The organism is Pseudomonas sp. HMSC063H08, assembly GCF_001813645.1.
Taxonomy (GTDB): Bacteria; Pseudomonadota; Gammaproteobacteria; order Pseudomonadales; family Pseudomonadaceae; genus Pseudomonas; species Pseudomonas aeruginosa.
This window is the reverse complement of sequence record NZ_KV813369.1, coordinates 106723-129455: the sequence shown is the minus strand read 5'-3', so window position 1 is coordinate 129455 and position 22733 is coordinate 106723. Positions and strand designations below refer to the sequence as shown.

The following is a 22733-nucleotide window of genomic DNA, read 5'->3' as shown; positions in this document are numbered from 1 at the left end:
ATAATTCGATATTAAAACCGCAAAAAACGCGTTATCAATATCGAATTTATAGATTATTTTTGAGCCGTCGCCGTCTTCGCACGCACCCCGGGCTCCAGGCGAACCCGTTCGCGTTCATATGCAAGGTAGTACTTGTTGACGCTGCTGACATAACTCACCACACCCATGCCTATCTCTTCCGCAGCCACCCGCTCGACCTGGAAGAACCAGCGATTCGGATCGAGCCCCCGGCGACGCGCCTGGGTGCGCAGGTTCTGCACCCGCTCCGGGCCCATGTTGTAGGCCGCCAGGGTGAACGCCAGGCGCTCGCGCTCGTCGAGGTGCTTGCTGGAGAAGAACTGCTTGCGGATCTTGGTCAGGTAGCGACTGGCGGCCAGCACGTTGCTGTCCTTGTCGTGCACATTGCCGACCCCGACGCTGCGCGCCGCCGCGGGGGTGATCTGCATCAGCCCGCTGGCGCCGCCGGAACCGCGCGCCTTCGGGTTCAGGTGCGACTCCTTGTAGGCCACCGCCGCCAGCGCCAGCCAGTCCATGCTGCTCTGCTGCGCGTAGCGCTGCAGCAGTGGACGGACCGCTTCCAGGCGCTTGCGGTCCGCCGCGCCGAGGGGGTTGCGGACCTTGTAGGCGCGCCGGTAGACGCGCTGGAAAGCCACGTCCTGGTCGGCCGGCGCGCGGTAGTCGGCGAGGAAGCGGTCGATGGTCGCGCGCAGGGTGCTGGCATCGCGGCGCACGTACCAGGCCATGTCGGCGCGATTGTCCAGCACCAGGTGGCGGTCGACGCGCAGCTTCGGCAGCACCTTGGCCCAGCGTTCGGCGATGGGCTGCTCGACCACGGTGAAGCCGAGGATGCCTGCCTGGACCATTTCCATCACATCCTCGACGGCCAGGGTAGCGTCCAGCTTTTCGATCCGGATCGGTGCCATGCGGCGTTGCGCCAGGCGCTGGTTGACCAGTTCGATGGCGCCCTCGGCGGCGCTGCCGGCCGGCAGCGGGATGGTCCGCCCGGACAACTGCTCCAGGCGCGTGTAGCGCCGGTTGCCCTTGCGCGCCACCAGCACCAGCGGCACATCGGCGCGCACCGGCGCGCTCGGGCTGACCTGCAGGCCGTCGTGCGCCGGCAGCAGTTCGCCGGGGGCGACCAGGTCGCCTTCGCCACGCTGCAGGGCGGCAAGCAACTGGTCCTTGGGCTTGGGTATGAGCTTGAGGGTGAGGTTCCGCGCGGACGGCGAGCGGCTGTTGAGGTATTGCTCGAAGGCGCGCAGGCGACGGTACTCAACGCCGATCGGCTCGCCCTTCACCTCGCCCGAGCTGTTGCGGCTCTGGTTGACCAGCACCTTGAGCACGCCAGCGCGGCGGATGCTCGCCAGGTCGCGGGTCTCCGGCTGTTCCTTGTGCCAGTTGTCCGGCTGGCCGGTGATGCGCGCAGCCGCCGGCAAGGGTGCGAGCACCAGCAGGCAAAGCGAAAGCAGCAACAGACGCGTCATCCAGGTCTCCAGAGGCCAGGCTCGATGTCCCTCTCCGGGGGACCGGATCAATCAGAGCATGGCAGTCTTGGCAAGTTCCTCTCCGACAGCGGCTGCAAACGGAGGCATTGGGTAGATAATCCGGGCGCCGAAGAACCCGATCTGCGATTATAACGGATTGTTCTACAAGCGGTTTGCCACCCATCCCCCGGCGGGTCCGGCGCGATCGAGGGGGCGCCGCCTCGCTGCGAATTCCAGGAAGGCACCATGCAACTCATCGATATCGGCGTCAATCTGACCCACGCCAGCTTCGCCCCGGAACGTGAAGCACTGCTCGCCCGCGCGCGCGCCGCCGGGGTGGTGCAGATGGTGATCACCGGCACCAGCCTGGCCGACAGCGAACAGGCGCTGCAGCTCTGCGGCGAACTCGACGAGGGCGGCCGGCTGTTTACCACCGCCGGCGTCCACCCCCACGAGGCCAGCCACTGGAACGCCGACACCGCTCGCGGCCTGCGCGCCCTGTTCGACGACCAGCGGGTACGCGCGGTGGGCGAATGCGGTCTCGACTTCAATCGCGACTTCTCTCCCCGTCCGGCCCAGGAAAAGGCCCTGGAGGAACAACTGGCACTGGCCGTCGAGCTACAGCGTCCGGTGTTCCTCCACGAACGCGACGCCAGCGAGCGCCTGCTGGCGATCCTGCGCGACTTCCGCGATCGCCTGCCGGCCGCCGTCGTACACTGTTTCACCGGCGAGCGCCGGGCGCTGTATGGCTACCTCGACCTCGACCTGCACATCGGCATCACCGGCTGGATCAACGACGAGCGCCGCGGTACCCACCTGCATGATCTGGTAGGCGAGATCCCGGTCGGCCGTCTCATGCTGGAAAGCGACGCGCCCTACCTGCTGCCGCGCAGCCTGCGGCCGAAGCCGAAGAACGGGCGCAACGAGCCGGCCTACCTGGTCGAGGTGCTCGCCTGCGTGGCCCGCCATCGCGGCGAGAGCGCGGAGCGCCTGGCCGCTCACACCAGCGCCGCGGCGCGGGCGTTCTTCGGCCTGCCGACGATCGACTGAGATCGCCCTCAAGCTCCCGGCGGATCGGCCGCTAAGCTGACGAACGGTCTCGTTGACCCGCATCAACGATTGCCCCTTACTCAGCTTTCAAGATAATGGCGCCTTGCCATTAGCTTGCCGATAAGAAGAAATCCCCCTATGGGCACCTGGATCAGCGACATTCCACTGAAATACAAGTTCTGGGCCGTCAACGCGGTGGCCTTCTTCACCACCCTGCTGCTGGTGTTGTTCGCCATGCAGCAGGAAGCCGCCGGGCGCAACGCTTCCGCCCAGCGCGCCGCCGCCGCCGAGGGCGAGCTGGTTCAGAGCTGGCCGGCCGGCAGCGCCCTGCCCGCCCGCAGCAACCTGCTGCCGCTGGAACAGGCCGCGAGCCTGGGCGGCACCGCTGCCCAGGCGCTGGGCAAGGGGCAGGGTTGGATCGAGTTGTCCGGCGCGCGCCAGGGCGATACCCCGCTGCTCGGCGCCTGGGTCGGCCAGACCGGCTCCGGCCAGCGCTTCGCCGTGCTTGCCCCGGCCAGCGACCTGTGGCAGGTCTTCGCCGACCGGGCCGGCGCCTACGCCGTCGCCGTGCTGGTGCTGATGCTGGCGCTGCTGGCGGCCTCGCAACTGCTGATCCGCTTCATCCTCACCCACCTGCATACCCTCAAGGACGTGATGCTGCACGTCGAGAAGAGCGGCGACCTGTCCGCTCGCGTACCGCTGCAGGGACGCGACGAAGTCGGCCAGATGGCCAGCGCCTTCAACGCCATGCAGGCCGGCTACCAGCGCATTGTCGGCACCGTCGCCGCGGCCGCTACCAAGCTCGACGAAGGCGCCCAGGCGCTGGCCCGCAGCATGGGCCAGGTACGCCAGGGCATGCTCGGCCAGCAGAGCGAGACCGACCAGACCGCCACCGCGATCAACGAGATGTCCACCACGGTCTTCCATATCGCCCAGCACGCCGCCGATACCCGTGATCAGTCGCAGGAAGCCGACCGCCTGGCCGGCGCCGGCCAGCAGGCGGTGAGCCGGGTCAGCGCGTCGATCGCCGGGTTGTCCCAGGGCGTCCAGGACACCGCCGAGATGATCCAGAAGCTGGCCGAGGACAGCCAGAAGATCAGCGGCGTGGTCAACGTGATCCACGGCATCGCCGAACAGACCAACCTGCTTGCCCTCAACGCCGCCATCGAGGCCGCGCGGGCCGGGGAAATGGGCCGCGGCTTCGCCGTTGTGGCCGATGAGGTGCGCAACCTCGCCCGTCGCGTGCAGGACTCCACCGACGAGATCACCCAGATGATCCTCGCCCTGCAGTCGGGTACCCGCGACGCCGTGGAGTTCATGCAGGAAAGCTCGCTCAAGGCAGACGGTTGCGTCAGCCAGGCCGGCGACGCCGGCGAGGCGCTGGCGGCGATCGCCAACGCGGTGGCGCAGATGCGTGAAAGCAACACGCAGATCGCCGTCGCCGCCGAACAGCAGAGCCAGGTCGCGGAAGAGATGACCCGTTCGGTGGTGGGCATCCGCGACGTCACCGAACTCACCGTGCAGCAGACCGTCGAGTCGGCGGCCACCAGCCAGCAACTGGTCGACCTGGCGGGCGATCTGACCCGCGCCATCGGCCAGCTACGCCTCTGATCCGCAGGCGCACCTGCCTATCGCCCGGATAGGCAGGAATCATTCGCCGCGCTGCCGCACCCCGCCTAGACTCGACGACATGCAACGACCCGCCCCGCGGGTCGCCGTCACGGAGTACCGAGAACATGGGCAAACGTCATCCCAACCTGCTCGCCTGGCAATGGCGCGGCTATGCCGCCAACCACCGCAACCCGACCAACCTGGTCCTGCACCTGATCGCCGTGCCGCTGTTCATCGTCGCTGCGATCCTGCTGCTCGGCGGCCTGTTCGGCCTGGACCTGCTGCAGGTGGTACTCGGTGTCATCGGCATCGGCGCCGGCCTGGCGATCCAGGCCAAGGGACACGCGCTGGAGGAACAGGCACCCGAGCCATTCAGCGATCGGCGCGACGCTGTCAGTCGACTGCTCGTCGAGCAGTTCGTCACCTTCCCCCGCTTCGTCCTCAGCGGCGCCTGGTGGCGGGCCTGGCGCGAACGGCATAAGTGACAGTTCGTCCGGGATTTTGCACAGCCCTTCAGTTTTAGCGCGACGCTGCCGATATAATCGACGGAATCCTGTCGTGGACCGACAACATGCCGTCAATGCGTCAATTAATCGTCTTTTCCTGCTGCCTGGGGCTGCCTCTTGCCCAGGCCGCGGAACCCGTGCCGCTGGGCGGACGTCCGATCGTCACCCTGCAGCGGTCCGGCGGCGCTCCCGTGCGGCTGACCCTGTCCGACCTCGAAGCCCTGCCCAGCGAGACCCTGGAAGCCCAGCTCCCCGGCGAGGCCAACGCCCGCTGGCAAGGCGTGCGCCTCAGCCTGTTGCTGCGCCACCTGGACCTGGCGCCGCCCAAGCGCCTGCGCGTGCTGGCGCTGAACGATTACTCGGCGATCATCCCGTACAGCGACCTCGACAGCTACCAGCCCATCCTCGCCTATCGCCGCAACGGCGCCTACATGGCGATCCGCGAACGCGGACCGCTTTTCATCATCTACCCGATGGCCCGCTATCCTGAGTTGAGAAACCAGGTCTACTACAACCGTACCGTCTGGCAGGTCAGCTCCATCACTCTTGAGTAAGTAACGGACATGACTGTGCCGCTGCTCGATCCGACAAAGCTGCGCCGGCAACGCCAGATCATGGGGCTGTTGCTCGGCCTGGTGCTGCTCATGGCGCTGATCGCCGGGGCTGCGCTGTGGCTGGCGGTGCGCCAGGCCCAGCAACTGGCCCAGCCGAACCTGCACAACGAGCTGTGGCAGACCTACTCGCTGCGCGCCGAACTGGATCGCACGCTGGACGCCGCGCGGCACACCGAGAGCGGCGAAGGCCAAGCCGACGACCTGGCGATCCGTCTCGAAGTTCTCGCCAGCCTGATCGCGCCGCTGCGCCGCCAGTCGTTGTTCAGGCATCTCGCCGAACCGCGTCCGGAGGTACAGGCCACCCTGCAACGCCTGATCGAGCTCAGCGATCGCTGGTCGGACCAGGCCCCCTGGGGCGATCCCGTCGCCGCGCGCCGCCTGGCCGCGGAGATCGTCCAGCAGGTCCCGCCCTTGCTCGAACCGACCCACCAGATCGTCGTCGCCAGCAACATCGCCCTGACCAACCAGTTGGACGTCGACCGCAAGCGCCTGCACCGGGCGTTCTACGCGTTGTTCTGGGCGCTGCTCGGGATCGGTGCCGGCGGTGCCCTGCTGGTGCTGCGCCTGGTCGCCGACTTCAAGCGCGCGCAGCAACTGGCCGGGCATCTGATCGAGCTTAACGCCACCCTGGAGAAACGCGTCGGCGAGCGCACCCGCCAGCTCAGCGAAGGCAAGGCGCTGCTGCATTTCATCCTCGAGGCCAGCCCGAGCGACGTGGTCCTTCTCAGCGCCTGCGGCGCCAGCATCCATTACGTCAGCCCGCGCCTGCTCAAGCGCCTGGGTTGCCAGGCCCAGGACGACTTCAACCTGCCCCGGCTGTTCGCCAGCGCCAGCGAATACAGCCGCCTGCAGAACGCCCTGGAGGCGCGCGGCCAGGTGGATGGCTGGGAAGCCCAGCTATGCGGGGAAACGCCTTGCTGGGCGGTGATCTGCGCGCGCCACCTGGAAATCGACGGCGAGCCGGCGACCCTGATCTGGTGCTACGACATCAGCCGGCGCAAGGCCATGGAGCAGGAACTGCGCCTGCTGGCCAGCACCGATACCCTGACCGGCCTGCACAACCGCCACTCGTTCCTGCACCAGGCGGAACTCATGCTCAAGGCCGCCGAACGCTTCCACCACCCCTGCGTGGCGCTGATGCTGGACATCGACCACTTCAAGAACATCAACGACAGCCACGGCCACCTGACCGGCGACCGCGCCCTGCAACGTGTCGCCGAGACCCTGCGCCAGGGCCTGCGCGAAGTGGACCTGCTCGGCCGCCTGGGCGGCGAGGAATTCGCCGCGCTGCTACCGGAAATCGGCCTGGACCAGGCGCTGGACGTCGCCGAACGGCTGCGCGCCGGCGTCGAGGCGCTACGGGTGAGCAATCCCGACGGCGAACCGTTGCGAATGACCGTGAGCATCGGCGTCGCCCTGCGCAGGGACGCCGGGGACGACCTGGAAAGCCTGCTGGTGCGCGCCGACAGCGCGCTCTACCAGGCCAAGAGCGGCGGGCGCAACCGCACCGAGTACGCGCCCGCCTGACATGCGCCTCAGCCGAACACCGTGACCATCTGCCGGCTGATCGCCAGCAACTGGCCGTCGGCGCTCCACATCCGCGCCGCCACGTGGCCGTAGCCGTCGCGCGCCTCCTCGATCTCCGCCAGGTAACGGCACCAGTCGCCGCTGCCTTGCTGCGGCAGCGGCTGGAGGAACTCGGCGGTCCAGGTCAGCGAGCTGGCCATCGCCGGGGTGCCCAGGTGCGGCAACAGCGCCGGCGGCCAGGAGTCGAGCAGCGCCAGCAGGTGGGAAACCTCCATGGGCTCTCCCTCGGGTTCGTCGCGGAAACGCATCCAGCCGCCCATCTGGCGCGACTTGTTCGAAGAGAACGGCAGGCCGCCCACTGCCCAGCGCATGGCGATGTAGCGAGTGAACTCCGGGGTCACGTTACGGATATAGGGCAGCTCCTGGCTCTCTTCGGGGCCCTTCATCCCGGCCGCCGGCAACGCTTCCACCGCCACCGCCGACGCGCGGGCGACGCCGAAACTGGCCTGGACCAGCGTCACCACCTGCTCGCCCTGACGGACCTCGACCTGGACCTGGCTCACCGCCTTGCCCTCGCGCAACAACCGGGCGCTGAAGCTCGCCGGCTGCTCGGGGGCCAGCGGTCCGACGAAGCTGACGCCGATGGAGCGCAACGGACGCCCCGCCTCGACCACCGCAAGCATGGCCTCGTAGGCCAACGCCACCACCAGGCCACCGAAGGTGGCGCGGCCCTGGCCCCAACTGGCCGGTACTACCACCGAGGAAGGGTCGCGGCGGACCGCCTGGATCAATTCGGAAAAATTCATGTGTGCCTCGCGAGGGGATTCGAGGGCCCATCTTAGGCGAGGCGATCCTTGGGAAAAAGCCGATCGGAATACCGGCGGCCTCAGTGCTCGGCAAGCGCCTGCTGCAATGTCGACAGGGCCCGTCCGGCACGCTCCCGGGCCAGTTCGAAGCGTGCAGTCCAGACCTCGCGCACGGGCGCCAGGTCCGGCTCGCGCTGGCATCGCAACAGCCACTGTTCGAGGTCGTGCCAATCGCCCAGCGCCGACTGGGCCGCCTTGAGCGGCGCCAGCAGCGAGCCGGGAATGCTGCAATCGTGCGGATAGGCCTCCAGCCCGTAGCGCACGCGCTTGATCCGCAGCCGTAGCGGGTGCCAGTGCTCGTAGGTGGTGTCCGCCAGCTCGGCGCGCAGGGTCTTCCATTGCCGGCGCAGGCGCTTGCGCACCCGGCCGTGCAGGCCATCCAGCACGGCATGCCGCTGGGCCGTACGCAACAGGGCCGGCCAGACGTCCAGGCAAAGCTGCAGGCGGTGCAGCGGCTGGCTGGCGAGAACCGCCACGTAGCCGGACTCCAGCACCGGCCGGCGCACCGCCAGCGCATCCCGCAGCCCTTCGGCGGCGAGCGCCGGCAGCAGCACCTCCAGGTCGCGGATCGGCCCGCTGAGCCGCCCGACCTCGGCGGCGGCATGCTCCAGCTCCTCGACGCCGGGGACTCCGCGGATCGGCCGCAGCAGGCTGCGCAGACGGCGCAGGGCGATGCGCAGGTCGTGCAGTGCCTCGCCATCCGTGCGCGCCTCCAGGCGGGCGACCGCCGACATCAACGCCACCTGCTGGCCGATCACCTCGGCCAGCAGTTCATCGATGAACCCCGTCATGCCTGCTCCTCTCCCCGGCCATCCCGCGTGGGCGTGCGCACCAGGCGCCAGGGCAGCGCCCGGCGCAATGCGCGCAGACGCAACCCTGGATCATCGGCACCGCCGTGTCCATAGCGTTGCGCTTCGAACGCGCCAACGAAGGCCGCGATGGCTGGCGCCTGCGCCGGCAGGACGCGGGCGGCGCGCTCGCCGTAGGAGCGTAGCCCTTCGCCGGGGGAACGGCGCAGGCCATGCATCTCCAGCAGGCGTTCGAAGCGGCGCAGTTGGCGGCTGCGCAGATCGCCACGGCCTTGCCAGGGCTTGAGCAGGAACAGCGCGAGCAGACCGACCGACAATATCGCCGCGGCACCGAGCAACAGGCCCAGTCGGGTCGGATCGAGCCCGCCGAACCAGCGCTGCAGGAAGGCGCCCTGCTGCTCACCCTGGTAGGCCAGGACCCAGCGTTGCCAGCCATAGTTCAGGCTGTCCCAGGCCAGACGCATGTCGTTGAGCCAGGGCAGGCCACGGTAGCGCAACGGCGACAGCGGTGCGTCGGCGAGGTACTCGCTGTCCCCGGCCAGGGCCTGCTCCAGCCCCTGTTCGATCCGTTCGGGCGCCACCTGGTAGGTCGGGTCGACGCTCAGCCAGCCCTGCTCCGGCTGCCAGTATTCGACCCAGGCGTGGGCGTCGAACTGATGCACCAGCAGGTAGTTGCCCGCCGGATTCAGCTCGCCGCCCTGGTAGCCGGCCACCACTCGCGCAGGAATGCCCGCGGCGCGCAGGACGAAAGCCATCGCCCCGGCGTAATGCGCGCAGAAGCCGCTGCGCGTGTCGAACAGGAAATCGTCCACCCCGTCGGCACCGGTCGCTGGCGGTTTCAGGGTGTAGGCGAAGGGCTCGCGGTTGAAGCGCTGCAACAGGGCCGCGACCAGTGCCTGCGGTTGCGCATGGGCCTGGCGCAGTTGCTCGGCCAGGGCGCGCGCGCGCGGATTGCCGTGCATCGGCAACTGCAGGTTGCGCCAGCGCATGCGCGGATCGATGCTGGACTCGCGCAGCGCCTGTGGCCAGGAACTGACTCGGTAGAACAGACGTTGCTCGACCGGCTGCCGTCGCTGCAGGTGGAAATCGCTCATCAGGCGCGTGTCGGTCTGGTCGGTCTGCGCCACGTCGAGGGCGAACAGCCAGGGCTGCGAACTGGGCTGCATGATCACGTCGTAGCGCAGCTCAGGGCCACGCTTCTGCCAGTGCAGAGCATCCTCGCCCGACCATTGCGGCGCCTGAGCCCAACGTCGTCCGTCGAAACGCTCCATGGTCAAGGCGCGCCAGTAGAGCTGCTCGCGCGGCGGCGGTGCGCCCTCGAAGCGGACCCGGAACGCCAGTTCGGCGGAGCGCCCAAGCTCGGCGATATCCCCTGGCGCCATGCTCTCCGAGAGTCCGGTGACCCCCTTGTTGCCGGGCATCGGCAACGACCACAGCGGCCCCAGGCGGGGGAAGAACAGGAACAGCAGGAGCATCAGCGGCAGCGCCTGCAGCAACAGCCCGCCGGCCAGCCGCAGGGTCGGCCAGGGCCGGCTGGCGAAAGCGCTCTGCTGCAAGCCGATCAGCGCCGCCAGCAACGCGGTCACCGGCAGCAGGCTGTACAGCGCGGCGAGGAAACCGTCGTCGAACAGGTAGCCCACCACCACTGCGAAGAAACCGAGGAACACCAGTACCAGCGCATCGCGGCGGGTCTTCATTTCCACCAGCTTGAGGATGAACGCGGCGATCAGCAGCACCGCCCCCGCGTCCAGGCCCACCAGGCTGCCGCGCGACAACCAGACCCCGGCCCCAGCGAGCAGCGCCAGGGCCAGCTTGACCCAGGCGCGCGGATAGCCGGCACGCATGCGGAAGACCTGCACCCGCCAGGCCGCGCAACCGAGCCACATGGCCGCGATCCACAGCGGCATGTAGGCCAGGTGCGGCAGGATCACCAGTACCTGCGCCACCAGCAGCCAGACCAGCGCGACCCGCGGAATCGCGTTCATCGCGCCGCTCCGAACAACGCCAGCGCGCGCAGGCAGGCCTCGCGCTGGGCCTCGCCGCTGGCCGGTTGCAGGCGCGTGCCGGGCAGCGCCAGGCCATAGGGCTGCTGCCGCGCGGAGAGTTCCAGGACTGCATGGCACAAGCGGCCCAGGCGACTTTCGAGATCCCCGCCGAGGCGCTCGAATTCCAGCCACAGGTCTTCCCCGCCGAGCGCGGCGAAGTCCTTCACCAGCAGCCCCTGGCCACGGGAAAACGCCTTCCAGTGCAGGCGCCGCCGCGAGTCGCCCGGCTGGTAGGCGCGCAGTCCCTGGTAGTCGTCGACGCCCGTGCTCGCCAGCGCGCGCCCCTGGTCCTCGGCATCCTCCGCGCCCGGCGCGAGGAACGGCTCGCCGGCCAGCGGCCGAGGGTAGACCAGCGCCTGCTGGCGCAGGTCGACCCAGCTCCAGGCCACCAGCAGGCCGAGGGGAAAGCGACTCTCCACCCGCAGGCGCCCCGGCCGCAGCCAGCCGCGTCGCTCGGTCGGGTGGAACAGCAGCACCTCGGCAGCCGCGTCGCCTGCCAGGTCGGCGTATTCCAGCGGCCGCTCCGGCCAGCCGACGGCGATGGCCTGGCGCGCCCGCCGCGGGCTTTCCAGGCGCACCCGGAAACCGACGCGCTCGCCGGCGAACACCGGGTCCGCTCCCAACGCGGTGAGGCGCAGGCCGGCAAGGTTGCGATAGGTATGGAGGATGGTCACCACGCCCAGGGACAGCAGCAAGAAGGTCAAACCGTAGGCCAGGCTGTTCTGGTAATTGATCGCCGCCAGCAGCATCACCAGCAGCGCCAGGCCGAAAGCGCCGCCCTGGCGGGTCGGCAGGATGAATACGCGGCGCTGGTTCAGCTCGACGCTGCTCGCCGGCGGTATCCGCCGGTTCAGCCAGCGCTGCCAGCGCGGCCAGTTGCGCAGGCGCATCAGAGCGCCGGGACTTCGCGCAGCAGCCATTGCACCAGCGCGCCGCCACCGTGCCCGGTGGGGTCCGCCTGGTCGCGCAGGCGATGCCCGGCGACCGCCGGCAACACCGCCTGGACGTCTTCCGGAATCACATAGTCGCGTCCCGCCAGCAGCGCCCAGGCACGCGCCGCGGCGAGCAACGCCAGGCTACCGCGCGGCGACAGGCCGAGGGCGAAGGCCGGCTGCGTGCGGGTCGCTTCGACCAGGCGCAGCACGTAGTCCACCAGCGCATCGCTGGCGCGGACCTTCGGCACTTCGGCCTGGAAAGCGGCCAGCGCCGCGTGGTCGAGCAAGGGTTCCAGGCGCGGCAGCAGATCGCGCCGGGCTTCGCCGAGCAACAGCGAGCGTTCCGCCGCGCGCCCGGGGTAACCCAGCGACAGGCGCATCAGGAAGCGATCCAGCTGCGATTCCGGCAGGGAGAAGGTGCCGCCCTGGCTGGCCGGGTTCTGCGTGGCGATGACGAAGAACGGTTCCGGCAAGGGCCGGGTGGCGCCCTCGATGGTCACCTGGCCTTCTTCCATCGCCTCGAGCAAGGCGCTCTGGCTTTTCGGCGTGGCGCGGTTGATCTCGTCGGCGAGCACCAGCTCGGCGAAGATCGGCCCGGGATGGAAGACGAATTGCCCGCTGTCCTTGTCGAACACCGAGGTACCGAGGATATCGCCCGGCAGCAGGTCCGAGGTGAACTGGATGCGCTGGAAACTGAGCCCGAGCACCCGCGCCAGGGCATGGCTGAGGGTAGTCTTGCCCATCCCCGGCAGGTCTTCGATCAACAGGTGCCCACGGGCCAGCAGGCAGGCCAGGGCCAGGCGCACCTGGCGGTCCTTGCCCAGGAGAATCTCATCGACCGCCTTCAGGCAGGCTTCCAGGGTGTTCAGCATCCCGACCTCACGTTTCCGGGGAAAACAGCGATCCTACTGGCCTGGGGCCAGCCGGCAAGGCACTTGCAATTTTTCCTCACGAAACTGTGAAACCGTTGCCACCGGTACTTGCCGGAGTGCCCGCTACAAGCCTAGACGCTGGGGAGGGACAGGCGACCGCAGGCGCCCCCCCTGGGCGCCGGCGCGGATGATGCCTGCGCCAGTCCGGCTCGACACGGCGCGCGACGGTCGCCGACGGCAGGCGTGGGGGAAGCCGCCTCAGCCCAGTTCGGCGACGATCGCCGCCAGCGCCTTGGCCGGGTCGGCGGCCTGGCTGATCGGCCGGCCGATCACCAGGTAGTCGGAGCCGGCGTCCAGGGCCTGGCGCGGGGTGAGGATGCGCCGCTGGTCGTCCTGGGCGCTGCCGGCCGGGCGGATGCCCGGCGTGACCAGTTGCAAGCCCGGATGGGCAGCCTTCAGCGCCGGCGCTTCCTGGGCCGAGCAGACCAGGCCGTCCATGCCGGCCTTCTGCGCCAGGGCGGCGAGGCGCAGTACCTGCTCCTGGGGCTCAATGTCGAGGCCGATGCCCGCCAGGTCCTCGCGCTCCATGCTGGTCAGCACGGTCACGCCGATGAGCAACGGCCTGGGTCCGCTGAAGGCCTCCAGCGTCTCGCGGCAGGCGGCCATCATGCGCAGGCCGCCGGAGCAGTGCACGTTGACCATCCACACGCCCATCTCGGCGGCGGCCTTCACCGCCATCGCCGTGGTGTTCGGGATGTCGTGGAATTTCAGGTCGAGGAACACCTCGAAGCCCTTGCCGCGCAAGGTCTCGACTATACCCGCGGCACAACTGGTGAAGAGTTCCTTGCCGACCTTCACCCGGCACAGTTTCGGGTCCAACTGATCGGCCAGCGCCAGGGCGGCCTCACGGGTGGGGAAATCCAGGGCGACGATGATGGGGGACTGGCAGGCGGACATGGGCTCTCTCGCGGCGAATCGAAAACGGCGCGCATTGTCGCAGAATCCGGCCGTTTGCCGTAGCCCGGAACGCGCCGGGGAGATGAACGTCGTGGACTAGAGGCGGGCGCGGAGCAGTTGCTCCAGCCAGTCGACGAATGCCCTGACCCGCCGCGACAGATGCCGCCGGTGCGGATACAGGGCGTACGCCGGCATCGCTTCGGCCCGCCACTGCGGCAGCACCTCGCGCAGCTCGCCGCGTTGGAGGTGCTCGCGCACGTCGTAGGCAGGGATCTGGATCAGGCCCAGTCCGGACAGGCAGCAGGCGATATAGCTTTCCGCGTTGTTCACCGTGACCCGGCTGCGCAGCGCGCGGGTCAGGGTGCGCCCATCCTCGCGGTACTCCCAGGGCAACACCCGGCCGCTGCTGGGCGAGGCATAGTTGACCGCCCAGTGCCGGTCGAGGTCGGCCGGCGTCCGTGGCTCGCCATGCTCTTCCAGGTAGGCGGGACTGGCGCAATTGATCAGTTGCATCTCGCCGAGGCGTCGCGCCACCAGGCTGCTGTTGCCCAACTGGCCGACCCGCAGGACGCAGTCGACGCCCTCCTGCACCAGGTCCACCGAACGGTCGCTGGAGCCCAGTTCCAGTTCGATGTCCGGATGCTGGCGGAAGAATTCCGGCAGCGCCGGGGCGATCAGCAGTCGCGCCACCCGGCTCGGCACGTCGACCTTGAGCCGGCCGCTGGCGCGGCTGCCGTCGTGGAACAGGCTCTCCAGCTCTTCCATGTCTTCCAGCAGGTGACGGCAACGCTCCAGCACCACGCTGCCGTCGTGGGTCAGCTGGACCTGCCGGGTGGTGCGATGCAACAGCCGGCTGCCGAGTTGCGCTTCGAGCTGCTGGACCGCCGCCGAGACCGTCGCCCGCGGCATGTCCAGCAGATCCGCGGCCTTGGTGAAGCTGCCGGTTTCGGCAACGCGCAGGAACACGCGCATGCTGTCCAGACGATCCATGGGCAGGCCCCTTCTCTCTATTCGGGATGGCTGGACAGTCTATCCATGCCACCCACGTTTATCCAAAGAACCCGGACCAATAGCCTGGAGTCCCTACTCTACTTCCTGGATCCGCAAATGCCCCATGCAGCGCTTTTGCCTTCTCCCAGCGCGTCCCCGCTGCCGGAAGTGGTCGGTTTCTGGCGCGATGCCGGCCCTACCCTCTGGTTCGCCAGGAACGCCGATTTCGACCGGCGCTTCCGCGAGCGCTTCGCCCATCTTTACGAGCTTGCCTGCGCCAACGCGCTGCGCCCGGCTGCCGGTGAAGCCGAGGACCATCTCGGCCTGCTGTTGCTGCTCGACCAGTACCCGCGCAACGCCTTCCGCGGCACCCCACGCATGTACGCCAGCGACACCCAAGCGCGGCGCTGGGCGGAGCGGGCACTGGGACAAGGCCTCGACCGCCAGGTCGAGGACGCGCTGCGGCTGTTCTTCTACCTGCCGTTCGCCCATGCCGAGAACCTTGCCGACCAGGATCGCTCGGTAGCGCTGAACCACGGACTCGGCCAGCCCTTCCTCGCCCACGCTCGTGAGCATCGCGAGATCATCCGCCGCTTCGGGCGCTTTCCCCATCGCAATCCGATCCTCGGTCGCCCGTCCAGCGCCGAGGAACTCGCCTTCCTCGCCGCCGGCGGCTTCGCCGGCTGAACCGGGGCTCAGCCGGCCCTCCCTATATAGGCAGGTCGCGATCCAGCAAGCGGTCCAGCAACCAGTTGGCCGCCGGTCCCAACGGCCGCTGCCGCGACCAGACCACATCCACCGCCTGGCTGCGCGGCCAGCCGGACACCGGCAACTCCTTCAGCCGCCCGTTGGCGTAGCCGCTGACCAGCCAGCGCGGCAGCTCGGCCCAACCGAAGCCGTGGGTGGCCATTTCCAGCAGCAACAGGTAGTTGGGCGCCGACCAGCAGCGCCCGCCGCTGGACGGCAGGCCGTCGTTGATCGCCGCGCCGGTCTCGCTATAGGTGTTCAGGCGCAGCAGACGCCATTCGGAAAGGTCACGCTCGCTGACCCGCTCCAGGTCCGCCAGCGGATGGTCGACGGCGGCGAACAGGCCGAACTCGGCACGCTCGGCGACCGCCGCCACGCCCAGCTCCGGCGGGTAGTGCGGCTGCGCGGCGAGCAGGCCGAGGGTGGCGCGGCCGCGGCTGACCTGGGCGATCACGTCCTGGTCCTCGGCGATCAGGCATTCGAACTCCAGCTCAGGGTAACGCTCGTCCAGTTCGGCCAGGCGCGCCTCGTAGCGCGCCGAATGGTAGGTGTCGGATAGCGCCAGGGTCACCCGTGGCTCCGAGCCGCCGGCGAGCAGCGCGGCGACCCGGCGCAGGCGGTCGGACGCGCCGAGGACCTCCTCGACCCGTCCCAGCAGCGTGCGCCCGGCCTCGGTCAGTTGCGGCTGGCGGCCACTGCGGTCGAAGAGTTCCAGGCCGAGGTCGATCTCCAGCCGGGCAATGGCCTCGCTGACGGTCGACTGGCTCTTGCCCAGCTTGCGCGCGGCGGCGCTGAAGGAGCCGAGGGAAACGGCCTGGACGAAGGCCTCGAGGGATTCGGGCGACAAATGCATATCGGTTTTTCCGATGGTATCCAACTTAACCCTATCCCAAAGACCGATGACAATACAGCCCGACTTCAACGACGAACCGGGAGCGTTCGCCATGACCCACACCCACACCGCCCTCGACAAGACTCTCAAGGAGCGGGTCTTCCACGCCCTGGCCTTCGAGGGCCTGGCCGTCCTCCTCACCGCGCCGGTGCTGTCGCTGGTGATGAACAAGCCCCTGGCGCACATGGGTGCGCTGACGCTGATGTTCTCCACCGTGGCGATGCTCTGGAACATGCTTTTCAACAGCCTCTTCGACCGCGCCCAGCGGCGCATGGGCTTCCAGCGCACCCTGCAGGTCCGGGTGCTGCATGCGATGCTCTTCGAGCTGGGGCTGATCGTGGTGCTGGTACCGCTGGCCGCCTGGTGGCTGTCGATCGGACTGGTCGAGGCGTTCCTCCTCGACATGGGCCTGATCCTGTTCTTCCTGCCCTACACCATGGCCTTCAACTGGAGCTACGACGTACTCCGCGCACGCCTGGTGGAAAGCCGCCAGACCAAGGCCGCCGGTTGCGACGCCGGCTAGGCCGGCGTTCAGGCCGTCAGCCGCTCGCGCAGGCGGCCGAGCATGCCGAGCAGGCTGCCGACCCGTTCCTTCTCGCGCTCGTCGCGCGGCACCTCGGCCAGCCGGTCGACCTCCGGCAGGCTTCGCCCGCGCCACAGCAAGGCCTGCTCGGCGGCCGCCTTCAGGCCTTTCTCGAACAATCCCCTGCGGATCGGCTTGGGCAGGTAGCGGAATATCTGCGCCTGGTTGATCAGCTCGAGCAGGGCCTGGGTGTCGCGGAACGGCGTAACCACCAGGCTGAGCAGGCGCGGATGGGCCTGGGCCAGGGATTTCAGCAGCGGCGCGGTATGCTCCCCGGCCAGCTTCAGGTCGCTGACCAGCACCTCCACCGGTTCGGTGTTCAGCCACACCAGCGCCTCGGCCAGGTTGCGCGCGCGCAGCAGGCGATGCCCGCCGGCATGGCAGAAGGCCCCGACGCAGTCCAGGGTTTCCGGGTCGTCGTCGAGCAGCAGCACGCTCAGCGGCGCCGCCAGCGTGGCCGCGGGCGGTGCCGGCAGGCCCTGGCGGCTGGCGATCTCCGCCGCCTGGCGCAGGGTGAAGGCCATTTCCTGGGGATTCCAGGGCTTGGTCAGGTAGCGGAAGATGCCGCCGTCGTTGAGCGCGTCGACGGCGGCGTCGAGGTCGGAATAGCCGGTGAGGAGAATCCGCAGGGTCTCCGGATAGCGCTCGCGAGCCTGCGCCAGCAGTTCGGCGCCGCTCATCTGCGGCATGCGCTGGTCGCTGACCAGCACCTGTATCCGTTCCGTCTTCAGGCGCTCCAGGGCGCGCCGCGGGTCGCTCTCGGTGAGCACCTCGTAATGGCGACGGAACTGCATGGCCAGGCTGCGCAGGATGCGCTCCTCGTCATCGACGAAGAGGATGCGGACGGGAGATGGGCTCATGTCAGGCGCTCCGTTTCAGTTCGCGGGCCTGCTCTCGCGGCAGGCTGATGAGGAAGCGGGTTCCGCGGCCCGGTTCGGAGGCCACGCGGATGGTCCCGCCATGTTGCTGGATGATCTTGTAGCTGATCGACAGGCCGAGCCCGGTGCCCTGCCCCACCGGCTTGGTGGTGAAGAACGGGTCGAAGATCCGCCCGAGGACCTCGGCGGGCATGCCCTTGCCGTTGTCCTGCACGGAGAGGAACACCTGGCGCTCGTCGGCCCAGCTCTTCAGCAGGATGCGACCGAAACGCTCCATGGCCTGCGCGGCGTTGGTCAGCAGGTTCAGCAGCACCTGGTTGATCTGCGACGGCGCGCAGGCGATAAGCGGCAGCTCGCCAAGCTGGCTGCTGATCTCGGCCTTGTCCTTGATGGCGGTGCGGGCGATCAGCACGGCGTTGCGCACGCAGTCGTTGAGGTCGACCTCCTCGCTGAAGGCGCGGTCCAGGCGGGCGAAGTCCTTGAGCCCGGAAACCAGCTCGCCGATCTGGCCGAGGCCGTAGCGGGTATCGACGAACAACTGCCGCAGGTCCTCGCGCAACTGTTCGACGGCGGCCTCGCGGCGCACCGCGTCGGCCGCCTGCAGCGCCTGCGCCAGGCGCGCTTCGTCGCACTGCGGGTCGCCCAGGCAGTCGACCAGCGCCGCCTGGGCATCGGCCAGGCGCAACAAGGGATCGCTCAGCTCCTCCAGCAGCGCCAGGTTGTTGCCGACGTAGCCGAGCGGCGTGTTCAGCTCGTGTGCGACCCCGGCCACCATCTGCCCGAGCGAAGCCATCTTTTCCGACTGCACCAGTTGCGCCTGGGACTCCTTGAGGTCCACCAGCGCCTTGCGCAACACCCGGTTGCGCTGGGCGATGCGCGCCTCCATGGCCTTCAGCAGGTCGAGCACGGTGCCCAGGCCACGGTAGCGGCCCTCTTCGTCGACCAGGGCGAAGTCCTCGGTGATCGGATACTGCAGGCGACCGGTGACCTGCTGCGCCGCCTCTTCCAGGCTGGCGCCGAGGGAGACGCTGAGGGGCGCCCGGTTCATGACGTCGCGCACCGGATGGCGGCCCCAGAGGTCGCGGCCGAAACGCTGCATGAAGATGTCCTGGAGGGTGTAGCGGCTGACCAGGCCGAGGACCCGGCGCTCGTCGTCGACCACCGGCAGCGAGAGGAAGGCACGGTGCTCCGGCATCAGCAGGCGGTCGGCGACGTCGCTGATGCTCATCGCCGGAGTCAGGGGTTCCACCGGGCGCAACAGACGGGACAACGCGCTCGGAGACATCGGCAACCTCTCGCTGGCAGGCCCGGACGGGGCAATGAAGGGATACCCGCCAGTTAAGCAATGTCAGATTGCCAACATGTGACAGGCATCACGCCGACCAGGCTCAGCGCTTTCTCCGCCCGCAACTTCCGAGCGCCGCCGGAAGTCTCAACCACAGGACCTTGCGCCGGAACGTTGCCTGACAGAAAGGCAAACCCGGCGTATGGTGAACATTCATATCGATGAGGGAGAACAACATGCCCTGGTACGCCTGGTTGATCATCGTCCTCGCCCTGGGCTCCATCGTCGGCGGACTCCTGCTGCTGCGCGACTCGGCGAAGAAGCTGCCGTTGAGCGAGGAACAGCTCAAACGCATCCATGAACGCAACGCCGAGCTGGACGCGCAGGAGGCGAAGGACCGCTGAACCTATTGGCCTGCCGGCGGGTCACTAGGTCTCGTAGGAAAACCCCGGCGGGCGAAAAACCGGCGAGGCGAAGGCTCGCGTGGCGGAGTCATGCGGGCCGCGCATGGTTTTTCCTGCGCAACCTGGGGTTCGTTCCCCGTGTGTTTCCCTCTGGCAGAAGGTCCGTTCCTTGCGCTTTTCCCATCCGCGGGTCGAAATGCCTTTAGAATCCCTCCTTTAAACGGGAGGCTGCATGCTCGGGCGTCTGATACCGCTTCTACCCATTCTGTTCCTGCTCGGGGGCTTCTTCACCGGGCACATCGCGCTGCTGACGGCGGTCATCGTCCTGCTCTACATCATCTGGGTGACCTACGCCGAACGCTGGCTGCCGACCCTGCTCTGGTGGCCGGTGAGCCTCGCCGCCAGCGCCCTGATCGCCATCCACTACCTGCCCGGCTTCATTCCCCTGCGCCTGTTCCCCTGGGACCTGGCCAGCGCCAGCCCGCCGATCCAGATGATCTGGCTGCCCTGGGACAAGGCCCTGGTCGCCCTTACCCTGCTCGCCTGGTGGCTGCGCCGGCCGAAGCAGCCGCTGGTGTCGCTGGATATCACCGCGCTGGCCTTCTGCCTGACCTTCTTCGTGGTGCCGCTGCTGTCGATCATGACCAATGCCGCGAGCTGGCAGCCGAAGTGGCCGGATGCCTTCTGGTGGTGGCTGGTACTGAACGTCGGGGTGGTCTCCCTGGCCGAGGAGGCGTTCTTCCGCGGCCTGCTGCAAAGCCAGTTGATCCGCTGGTTCGGCGCCTGGCCGGGAATCATCGTCGCAACCCTCGCCTACGCCGCGCTGCACCTGCTGGTGAACCCGGTGTACGCGCTGCTGGCCGGGATCGCCGGGCTGGGCTACGGCATGGTCCTGCACTTCAGCGGGCGGCTGTCCCTGGCGGTGCTGCTGCACGCTTCGATCAACACCCTGCACTTCCTCCTGCTGAGCTACCCGTTCCGCCTGATCTCCGAGTGATCAGGCGTTCTTGATCACCAGCGCCAGGGCCTCCTCGGCGAGCTGGTCGAGACTCATCGGTCCTTCCGGACGGAACCAGGTGGTGGTCCAGGACAGCGCGCCGGTGAGGAAGCGCCGCAGGATGAACGGATCGCCCTGGCAGTAGCCGGCCAGCCGCGCCTCCCCCAGCACGTCGAGCCACATCTGCTCGTAGATGTCGCGCAGGCCGAGGATGTACGCCTGGCCTTCGGCGGACAGCGAGCGCCACTCGTAGACCAGCACCGCCATCGCCTCGCCGGTGCCGCCCATGATCGATTGCAGCTCGCAGCGGATCAGTCCCAGCACCCGCTCGCGCAGGTCCTCGGCGTCGGCCAGGGCGGCGCGCATCAGGGCGGTGTTGTAGAGGATGGTCTCTTCCATCACCGAGCGCAGAATCTCGTCCTTGCTCTTGAAGTGATGGAAGATGCTGCCCGACTGGATGCCCACCGCGCTGGCCAGGTCGCGCACCGTGGTGCGTTCGTAGCCTTTGCTGCGGAACAGGTGGGCGGCGGTCTGCAGCAGCTTGCCGCGGGCGCTTTCCGGATCAGTGAGCTGTCCGGTAGCTACCAGCTCCAGCATCACTTCCCGGGCTTTCTGATCGTCCAACGCTGAGTACCCCTTTTCCGGATCGTCGGCGGCTCGGTGCCGCTCATCCGCGCGCCCGGCCGCTCCGTATTTGCCGACCGGCCTCGGGATTGCCCCGCAAGTGCTTGTCGGCATTCATGAAATGTATGCCTGCGAAGACGACCGAGCAAGCGCTTGGGTAACAGCCGAGAACGGATTTGTTTCCGCCCTCTTCTCAACCAAGCGCTTGCTTGGTAATGTCGCCCCACACTTCCGCCGTCACGGGTCAAGAACAATGCAAAAGACCGTACGCATCGGCTGCGCCTCGGCCTTCTGGGGCGACACCTGCACCGCGGCCGCCCAGTTGGTGCGCGGCGCGCCGCTGGACTACCTGGTGTTCGACTACCTGGCCGAGATCACCATGTCGATCATGGCCGGCGCCCGCCTGAAACAGCCGGACGCCGGCTACGCCACCGACTTCGTCGAGGTCCTCGCACCACTGCTGGGCGAGATCGCCGAGAAGAAGATCCGCGTCATCAGCAACGCTGGCGGGATCAATCCGCAGGCCTGTGCCGCCGCCCTCGCCGCGGCCTGCGAGAAGGCCGGGGTGCAGCTGAAGATCGCCGTGCTCCATGGCGACAACCTGCAAGCGCGCCAGGCCGAACTGGCCAAGGCCGGCATCCGCGAGATGTTCAGCGACGCGCCTTTCCCGCCGATGTGCGTCTCGCTCAACGCCTACCTCGGCGCGCCGGGCATCGTCGAGGCCCTGCGCCTGGGCGCGGACATCGTGATCACCGGCCGGGTGGTCGACAGCGCGGTGGTCAGCGCCGCCCTGGTGCACGAGTTCGGCTGGGCCTGGGACGACTACGACCGACTGGCCCAGGCCGCCCTCGCCGGGCACATCGTCGAATGCGGCGCGCAATGCACCGGCGGCAATTTCACCGACTGGGAGCAGGTGCCGGACTACGAGCACATCGGCTTCCCCATCGTCGAGGTCGAGGCCGACGGGCGCTTCGTAGTGACCAAGGCGCCCGGCACCGGTGGCCTGGTCAGCGAACTGAGCGTCGGCGAACAGATGCTCTACGAGATCGGCGACCCACGCGCCTACCTGCTGCCCGACGTGGTCTGCGACTTCACCGAGGTGCGTCTGCGCCAGGTCGGACCCGACCGGGTCGCGGTGGAAGGCGCGCGCGGCCTGCCGCCCACCGACCGGTACAAGGTCAGCGCCACCTATCCGGACGGTTTCCGCTGCACCGCCAGTTGCCTGATCGCCGGCATCGATGCGCTGAAGAAGGCCGAGCGGGTCAGCCAGGCGATCATCGCCAGGACCGAGGAAATCTTCGCCGAGCGCGGCTGGGAGCCCTACCGCGAGGTCAATGTCGAACTGCTCGGCAGCGAAGCCACCTATGGTCCCCATGGGCGACGGCAGGACAGCCGCGAAGTGGTGGTCAAGCTGGCCGTCCGGCATCCGCGCAAGGAAGCCCTGGTGCTGTTCTCCCGCGAGATCGCCCAGGCCGCCACCGGGATGGCGCCCGGCCTGACCGGCATCGTCGGCGGCCGGCCGACGGTGTATCCGGTGATCCGCCTGTTCTCTTTCCTGATCGACAAGGCGCAATGCGCGTTGAGCGTGGAGATCGACGGCCAGCGCCATCCGCTGGAACTGCCGGTCCTCGAAGCCTTCGACCCGGCACGATTGGCCGAGGCGCGCCAGCCGCCACGCCCGGAGCAGCCCGCCAGCGCCAGCGTGCCGCTGGTGAAGCTGGCGGTGGCGCGCTCCGGCGACAAGGGCAACCACAGCAACATCGGGGTCATGGCGCGGCGTCCGGAGTACCTGCCGTGGATCGCCGAGGCGCTGGAGGAAGGCGCGGTGGTGGACTGGATGCAGCATGTGCTCGACCCGCAGACCGGCCGGGTCGGCCGCTGGTACCTGCCGGGCAGCCACAGCCTGAACTTCCTGCTGGAGAACGCCCTCGGCGGCGGCGGCGTCGCCAGCCTGCGCATCGACCCGCAGGGCAAGGCCTTCGCCCAGCAGTTGCTGGAGTTCCCGGTGGCGGTGCCGCAGGCGCTCGCCGACGCGCTGGAAACGCAGGGCAGATAAC

22 protein-coding genes are annotated in these 22733 nt (G+C 68.5%); 10 read left to right on the top strand and 12 right to left on the bottom strand.

The window, feature by feature from the left end; genetic code table 11:
- Positions 1–53: 53 nt before the first annotated feature.
- Positions 54–1484, bottom strand: coding sequence for an MltF family protein (locus HMPREF2924_RS06270; protein ID WP_003110285.1), 1431 nt, complete (start codon positions 1482–1484; stop codon positions 54–56).
- Positions 1485–1730: 246 nt separating this feature from the next.
- Here HMPREF2924_RS06270 and HMPREF2924_RS06265 point away from each other — a divergent pair, with 246 nt between their 5' ends.
- From HMPREF2924_RS06265 to HMPREF2924_RS06245, 5 genes are all read left to right on the top strand, one after another.
- Positions 1731–2534, top strand: coding sequence for a TatD family hydrolase (locus tag HMPREF2924_RS06265; protein WP_003130793.1), 804 nt, complete (start codon positions 1731–1733; stop codon positions 2532–2534).
- Positions 2535–2672: 138 nt separating this feature from the next.
- The gene (locus HMPREF2924_RS06260; RefSeq protein ID WP_003110283.1) at positions 2673–4145 is read left to right on the top strand and encodes a methyl-accepting chemotaxis protein; all 1473 of its coding nucleotides are present in this window, start codon (positions 2673–2675) and stop codon (positions 4143–4145) included.
- Positions 4146–4270: 125 nt separating this feature from the next.
- Positions 4271–4630, top strand: coding sequence for an Mpo1-like protein (locus tag HMPREF2924_RS06255; RefSeq protein WP_003101677.1), 360 nt, complete (start codon positions 4271–4273; stop codon positions 4628–4630).
- Positions 4631–4716: 86 nt separating this feature from the next.
- Positions 4717–5205, top strand: coding sequence for a putative pterin-binding protein (locus tag HMPREF2924_RS06250; RefSeq protein ID WP_003130791.1), 489 nt, complete (start codon positions 4717–4719; stop codon positions 5203–5205).
- Between the two features lie 9 nt (positions 5206–5214).
- Positions 5215–6792: a GGDEF domain-containing protein gene (locus tag HMPREF2924_RS06245; protein WP_003130789.1), complete on the top strand. Its 1578-nt coding sequence runs from the start codon at positions 5215–5217 to the stop codon at positions 6790–6792.
- A gap of 8 nt (positions 6793–6800) precedes the next feature.
- Here HMPREF2924_RS06245 and HMPREF2924_RS06240 read toward each other — a convergent pair whose 3' ends face one another.
- The 7 genes from HMPREF2924_RS06240 to HMPREF2924_RS06210 form a co-directional block, all read right to left on the bottom strand.
- Positions 6801–7598: an acyl-CoA thioesterase gene (locus HMPREF2924_RS06240; protein WP_003090970.1), complete on the bottom strand. Its 798-nt coding sequence runs from the start codon at positions 7596–7598 to the stop codon at positions 6801–6803.
- Between the two features lie 80 nt (positions 7599–7678).
- Positions 7679–8449 (bottom strand): CHAD domain-containing protein, encoded by a 771-nt coding sequence (locus HMPREF2924_RS06235; RefSeq protein ID WP_003117634.1) that lies wholly within the window; start codon positions 8447–8449, stop codon positions 7679–7681.
- The gene (tgpA, locus tag HMPREF2924_RS06230) at positions 8446–10452 is read right to left on the bottom strand and encodes a protein-glutamine gamma-glutamyltransferase TgpA (protein ID WP_003130786.1); all 2007 of its coding nucleotides are present in this window, start codon (positions 10450–10452) and stop codon (positions 8446–8448) included. Before tgpA ends, HMPREF2924_RS06235 begins: the two co-directional genes overlap by 4 nt.
- The gene (locus tag HMPREF2924_RS06225; protein WP_003130785.1) at positions 10449–11402 is read right to left on the bottom strand and encodes a DUF58 domain-containing protein; all 954 of its coding nucleotides are present in this window, start codon (positions 11400–11402) and stop codon (positions 10449–10451) included. The genes tgpA and HMPREF2924_RS06225 overlap by 4 nt, the downstream gene beginning before the upstream one ends.
- A complete protein-coding gene (locus HMPREF2924_RS06220) occupies positions 11402–12319 on the bottom strand; it encodes an AAA family ATPase (RefSeq protein WP_003090974.1) in 918 nt (305 codons plus the stop codon). The genes HMPREF2924_RS06225 and HMPREF2924_RS06220 overlap by 1 nt, the downstream gene beginning before the upstream one ends.
- A 258-nt stretch (positions 12320–12577) precedes the next feature.
- On the bottom strand, positions 12578–13276 hold the full coding sequence (gene pyrF, locus HMPREF2924_RS06215; protein WP_003090975.1) for an orotidine-5'-phosphate decarboxylase: 699 nt from the start codon (positions 13274–13276) through the stop codon (positions 12578–12580).
- 96 nt (positions 13277–13372) lie between these two features.
- Positions 13373–14266: a LysR family transcriptional regulator gene (locus HMPREF2924_RS06210; protein ID WP_003101696.1), complete on the bottom strand. Its 894-nt coding sequence runs from the start codon at positions 14264–14266 to the stop codon at positions 13373–13375.
- A 45-nt stretch (positions 14267–14311) separates the two neighbouring features.
- Here HMPREF2924_RS06210 and HMPREF2924_RS06205 point away from each other — a divergent pair, with 45 nt between their 5' ends.
- Positions 14312–14953 carry a DUF924 family protein gene (locus tag HMPREF2924_RS06205; protein ID WP_003130784.1) on the top strand — a complete coding sequence of 214 codons (642 nt, stop codon included), beginning with the start codon at positions 14312–14314 and terminating at the stop codon, positions 14951–14953.
- A gap of 22 nt (positions 14954–14975) precedes the next feature.
- Here the strand turns inward: HMPREF2924_RS06205 and HMPREF2924_RS06200 are convergent, their stop codons facing one another.
- Complete coding sequence (locus HMPREF2924_RS06200) at positions 14976–15866, bottom strand: LysR family transcriptional regulator (protein ID WP_003130783.1); 891 nt, start codon at positions 15864–15866, stop codon at positions 14976–14978.
- A 91-nt stretch (positions 15867–15957) separates the two neighbouring features.
- On the opposite strand from HMPREF2924_RS06200, the gene HMPREF2924_RS06195 reads away from it, so the two are divergent.
- Complete coding sequence (locus HMPREF2924_RS06195) at positions 15958–16428, top strand: multidrug/biocide efflux PACE transporter (RefSeq protein WP_016254236.1); 471 nt, start codon at positions 15958–15960, stop codon at positions 16426–16428.
- A gap of 8 nt (positions 16429–16436) precedes the next feature.
- Here HMPREF2924_RS06195 and HMPREF2924_RS06190 read toward each other — a convergent pair whose 3' ends face one another.
- On the bottom strand, positions 16437–17348 hold the full coding sequence (locus HMPREF2924_RS06190; RefSeq protein WP_003090981.1) for a response regulator: 912 nt from the start codon (positions 17346–17348) through the stop codon (positions 16437–16439).
- A 1-nt stretch (position 17349) separates the two neighbouring features.
- Positions 17350–18651: a sensor histidine kinase gene (locus tag HMPREF2924_RS06185; protein WP_003160587.1), complete on the bottom strand. Its 1302-nt coding sequence runs from the start codon at positions 18649–18651 to the stop codon at positions 17350–17352.
- Positions 18652–18887: 236 nt separating this feature from the next.
- Between HMPREF2924_RS06185 and HMPREF2924_RS06180 the strand changes: the two genes are divergently transcribed.
- Positions 18888–19055 carry a DUF2897 family protein gene (locus HMPREF2924_RS06180; RefSeq protein WP_003090984.1) on the top strand — a complete coding sequence of 56 codons (168 nt, stop codon included), beginning with the start codon at positions 18888–18890 and terminating at the stop codon, positions 19053–19055.
- Between the two features lie 232 nt (positions 19056–19287).
- Entirely contained in the window at positions 19288–20052 is a 765-nt protein-coding gene (locus HMPREF2924_RS06175; RefSeq protein ID WP_003090986.1) for a CPBP family intramembrane glutamic endopeptidase, read from the top strand.
- On the opposite strand, the gene atuR is transcribed toward HMPREF2924_RS06175, so the two are convergent.
- Complete coding sequence (gene atuR, locus HMPREF2924_RS06170) at positions 20053–20676, bottom strand: atu genes transcriptional repressor AtuR (protein ID WP_003114740.1); 624 nt, start codon at positions 20674–20676, stop codon at positions 20053–20055. It abuts the gene before it with no gap.
- Between the two features lie 253 nt (positions 20677–20929).
- On the opposite strand from atuR, the gene HMPREF2924_RS06165 reads away from it, so the two are divergent.
- On the top strand, positions 20930–22732 hold the full coding sequence (locus HMPREF2924_RS06165; RefSeq protein WP_003130781.1) for an acyclic terpene utilization AtuA family protein: 1803 nt from the start codon (positions 20930–20932) through the stop codon (positions 22730–22732).
- Position 22733 lies beyond the last annotated feature (1 nt).

Bases quoted from the DNA above. Each gene is read 5' to 3' on its own strand.
- HMPREF2924_RS06240 (WP_003090970.1), bottom strand. From the start codon at position 7,598: ATGAATTTTTCCGAATTGATCCAGGCGGTCCGCCGCGACCCTTCCTCG.
- HMPREF2924_RS06245 (WP_003130789.1), top strand. From the start codon at position 5,215: ATGACTGTGCCGCTGCTCGATCCGACAAAGCTGCGCCGGCAACGCCAG.
- HMPREF2924_RS06200 (WP_003130783.1), bottom strand. From the start codon at position 15,866: ATGCATTTGTCGCCCGAATCCCTCGAGGCCTTCGTCCAGGCCGTTTCC.
- HMPREF2924_RS06265 (WP_003130793.1), top strand. From the start codon at position 1,731: ATGCAACTCATCGATATCGGCGTCAATCTGACCCACGCCAGCTTCGCC.
- HMPREF2924_RS06195 (WP_016254236.1), top strand. From the start codon at position 15,958: ATGACCCACACCCACACCGCCCTCGACAAGACTCTCAAGGAGCGGGTC.
- HMPREF2924_RS06210 (WP_003101696.1), bottom strand. From the start codon at position 14,266: ATGGATCGTCTGGACAGCATGCGCGTGTTCCTGCGCGTTGCCGAAACC.
- HMPREF2924_RS06235 (WP_003117634.1), bottom strand. From the start codon at position 8,449: ATGACGGGGTTCATCGATGAACTGCTGGCCGAGGTGATCGGCCAGCAG.
- HMPREF2924_RS06250 (WP_003130791.1), top strand. From the start codon at position 4,717: ATGCCGTCAATGCGTCAATTAATCGTCTTTTCCTGCTGCCTGGGGCTG.
- HMPREF2924_RS06165 (WP_003130781.1), top strand. From the start codon at position 20,930: ATGCAAAAGACCGTACGCATCGGCTGCGCCTCGGCCTTCTGGGGCGAC.
- HMPREF2924_RS06175 (WP_003090986.1), top strand. From the start codon at position 19,288: ATGCTCGGGCGTCTGATACCGCTTCTACCCATTCTGTTCCTGCTCGGG.
- HMPREF2924_RS06225 (WP_003130785.1), bottom strand. From the start codon at position 11,402: ATGCGCCTGCGCAACTGGCCGCGCTGGCAGCGCTGGCTGAACCGGCGG.
- HMPREF2924_RS06205 (WP_003130784.1), top strand. From the start codon at position 14,312: ATGCCACCCACGTTTATCCAAAGAACCCGGACCAATAGCCTGGAGTCC.
- HMPREF2924_RS06255 (WP_003101677.1), top strand. From the start codon at position 4,271: ATGGGCAAACGTCATCCCAACCTGCTCGCCTGGCAATGGCGCGGCTAT.
- HMPREF2924_RS06260 (WP_003110283.1), top strand. From the start codon at position 2,673: ATGGGCACCTGGATCAGCGACATTCCACTGAAATACAAGTTCTGGGCC.
- HMPREF2924_RS06180 (WP_003090984.1), top strand. From the start codon at position 18,888: ATGCCCTGGTACGCCTGGTTGATCATCGTCCTCGCCCTGGGCTCCATC.
- HMPREF2924_RS06220 (WP_003090974.1), bottom strand. From the start codon at position 12,319: ATGCTGAACACCCTGGAAGCCTGCCTGAAGGCGGTCGATGAGATTCTC.
- HMPREF2924_RS06190 (WP_003090981.1), bottom strand. From the start codon at position 17,348: ATGAGCCCATCTCCCGTCCGCATCCTCTTCGTCGATGACGAGGAGCGC.
- tgpA (WP_003130786.1), bottom strand. From the start codon at position 10,452: ATGAACGCGATTCCGCGGGTCGCGCTGGTCTGGCTGCTGGTGGCGCAG.
- HMPREF2924_RS06185 (WP_003160587.1), bottom strand. From the start codon at position 18,651: ATGTCTCCGAGCGCGTTGTCCCGTCTGTTGCGCCCGGTGGAACCCCTG.
- pyrF (WP_003090975.1), bottom strand. From the start codon at position 13,276: ATGTCCGCCTGCCAGTCCCCCATCATCGTCGCCCTGGATTTCCCCACC.
- HMPREF2924_RS06270 (WP_003110285.1), bottom strand. From the start codon at position 1,484: ATGACGCGTCTGTTGCTGCTTTCGCTTTGCCTGCTGGTGCTCGCACCC.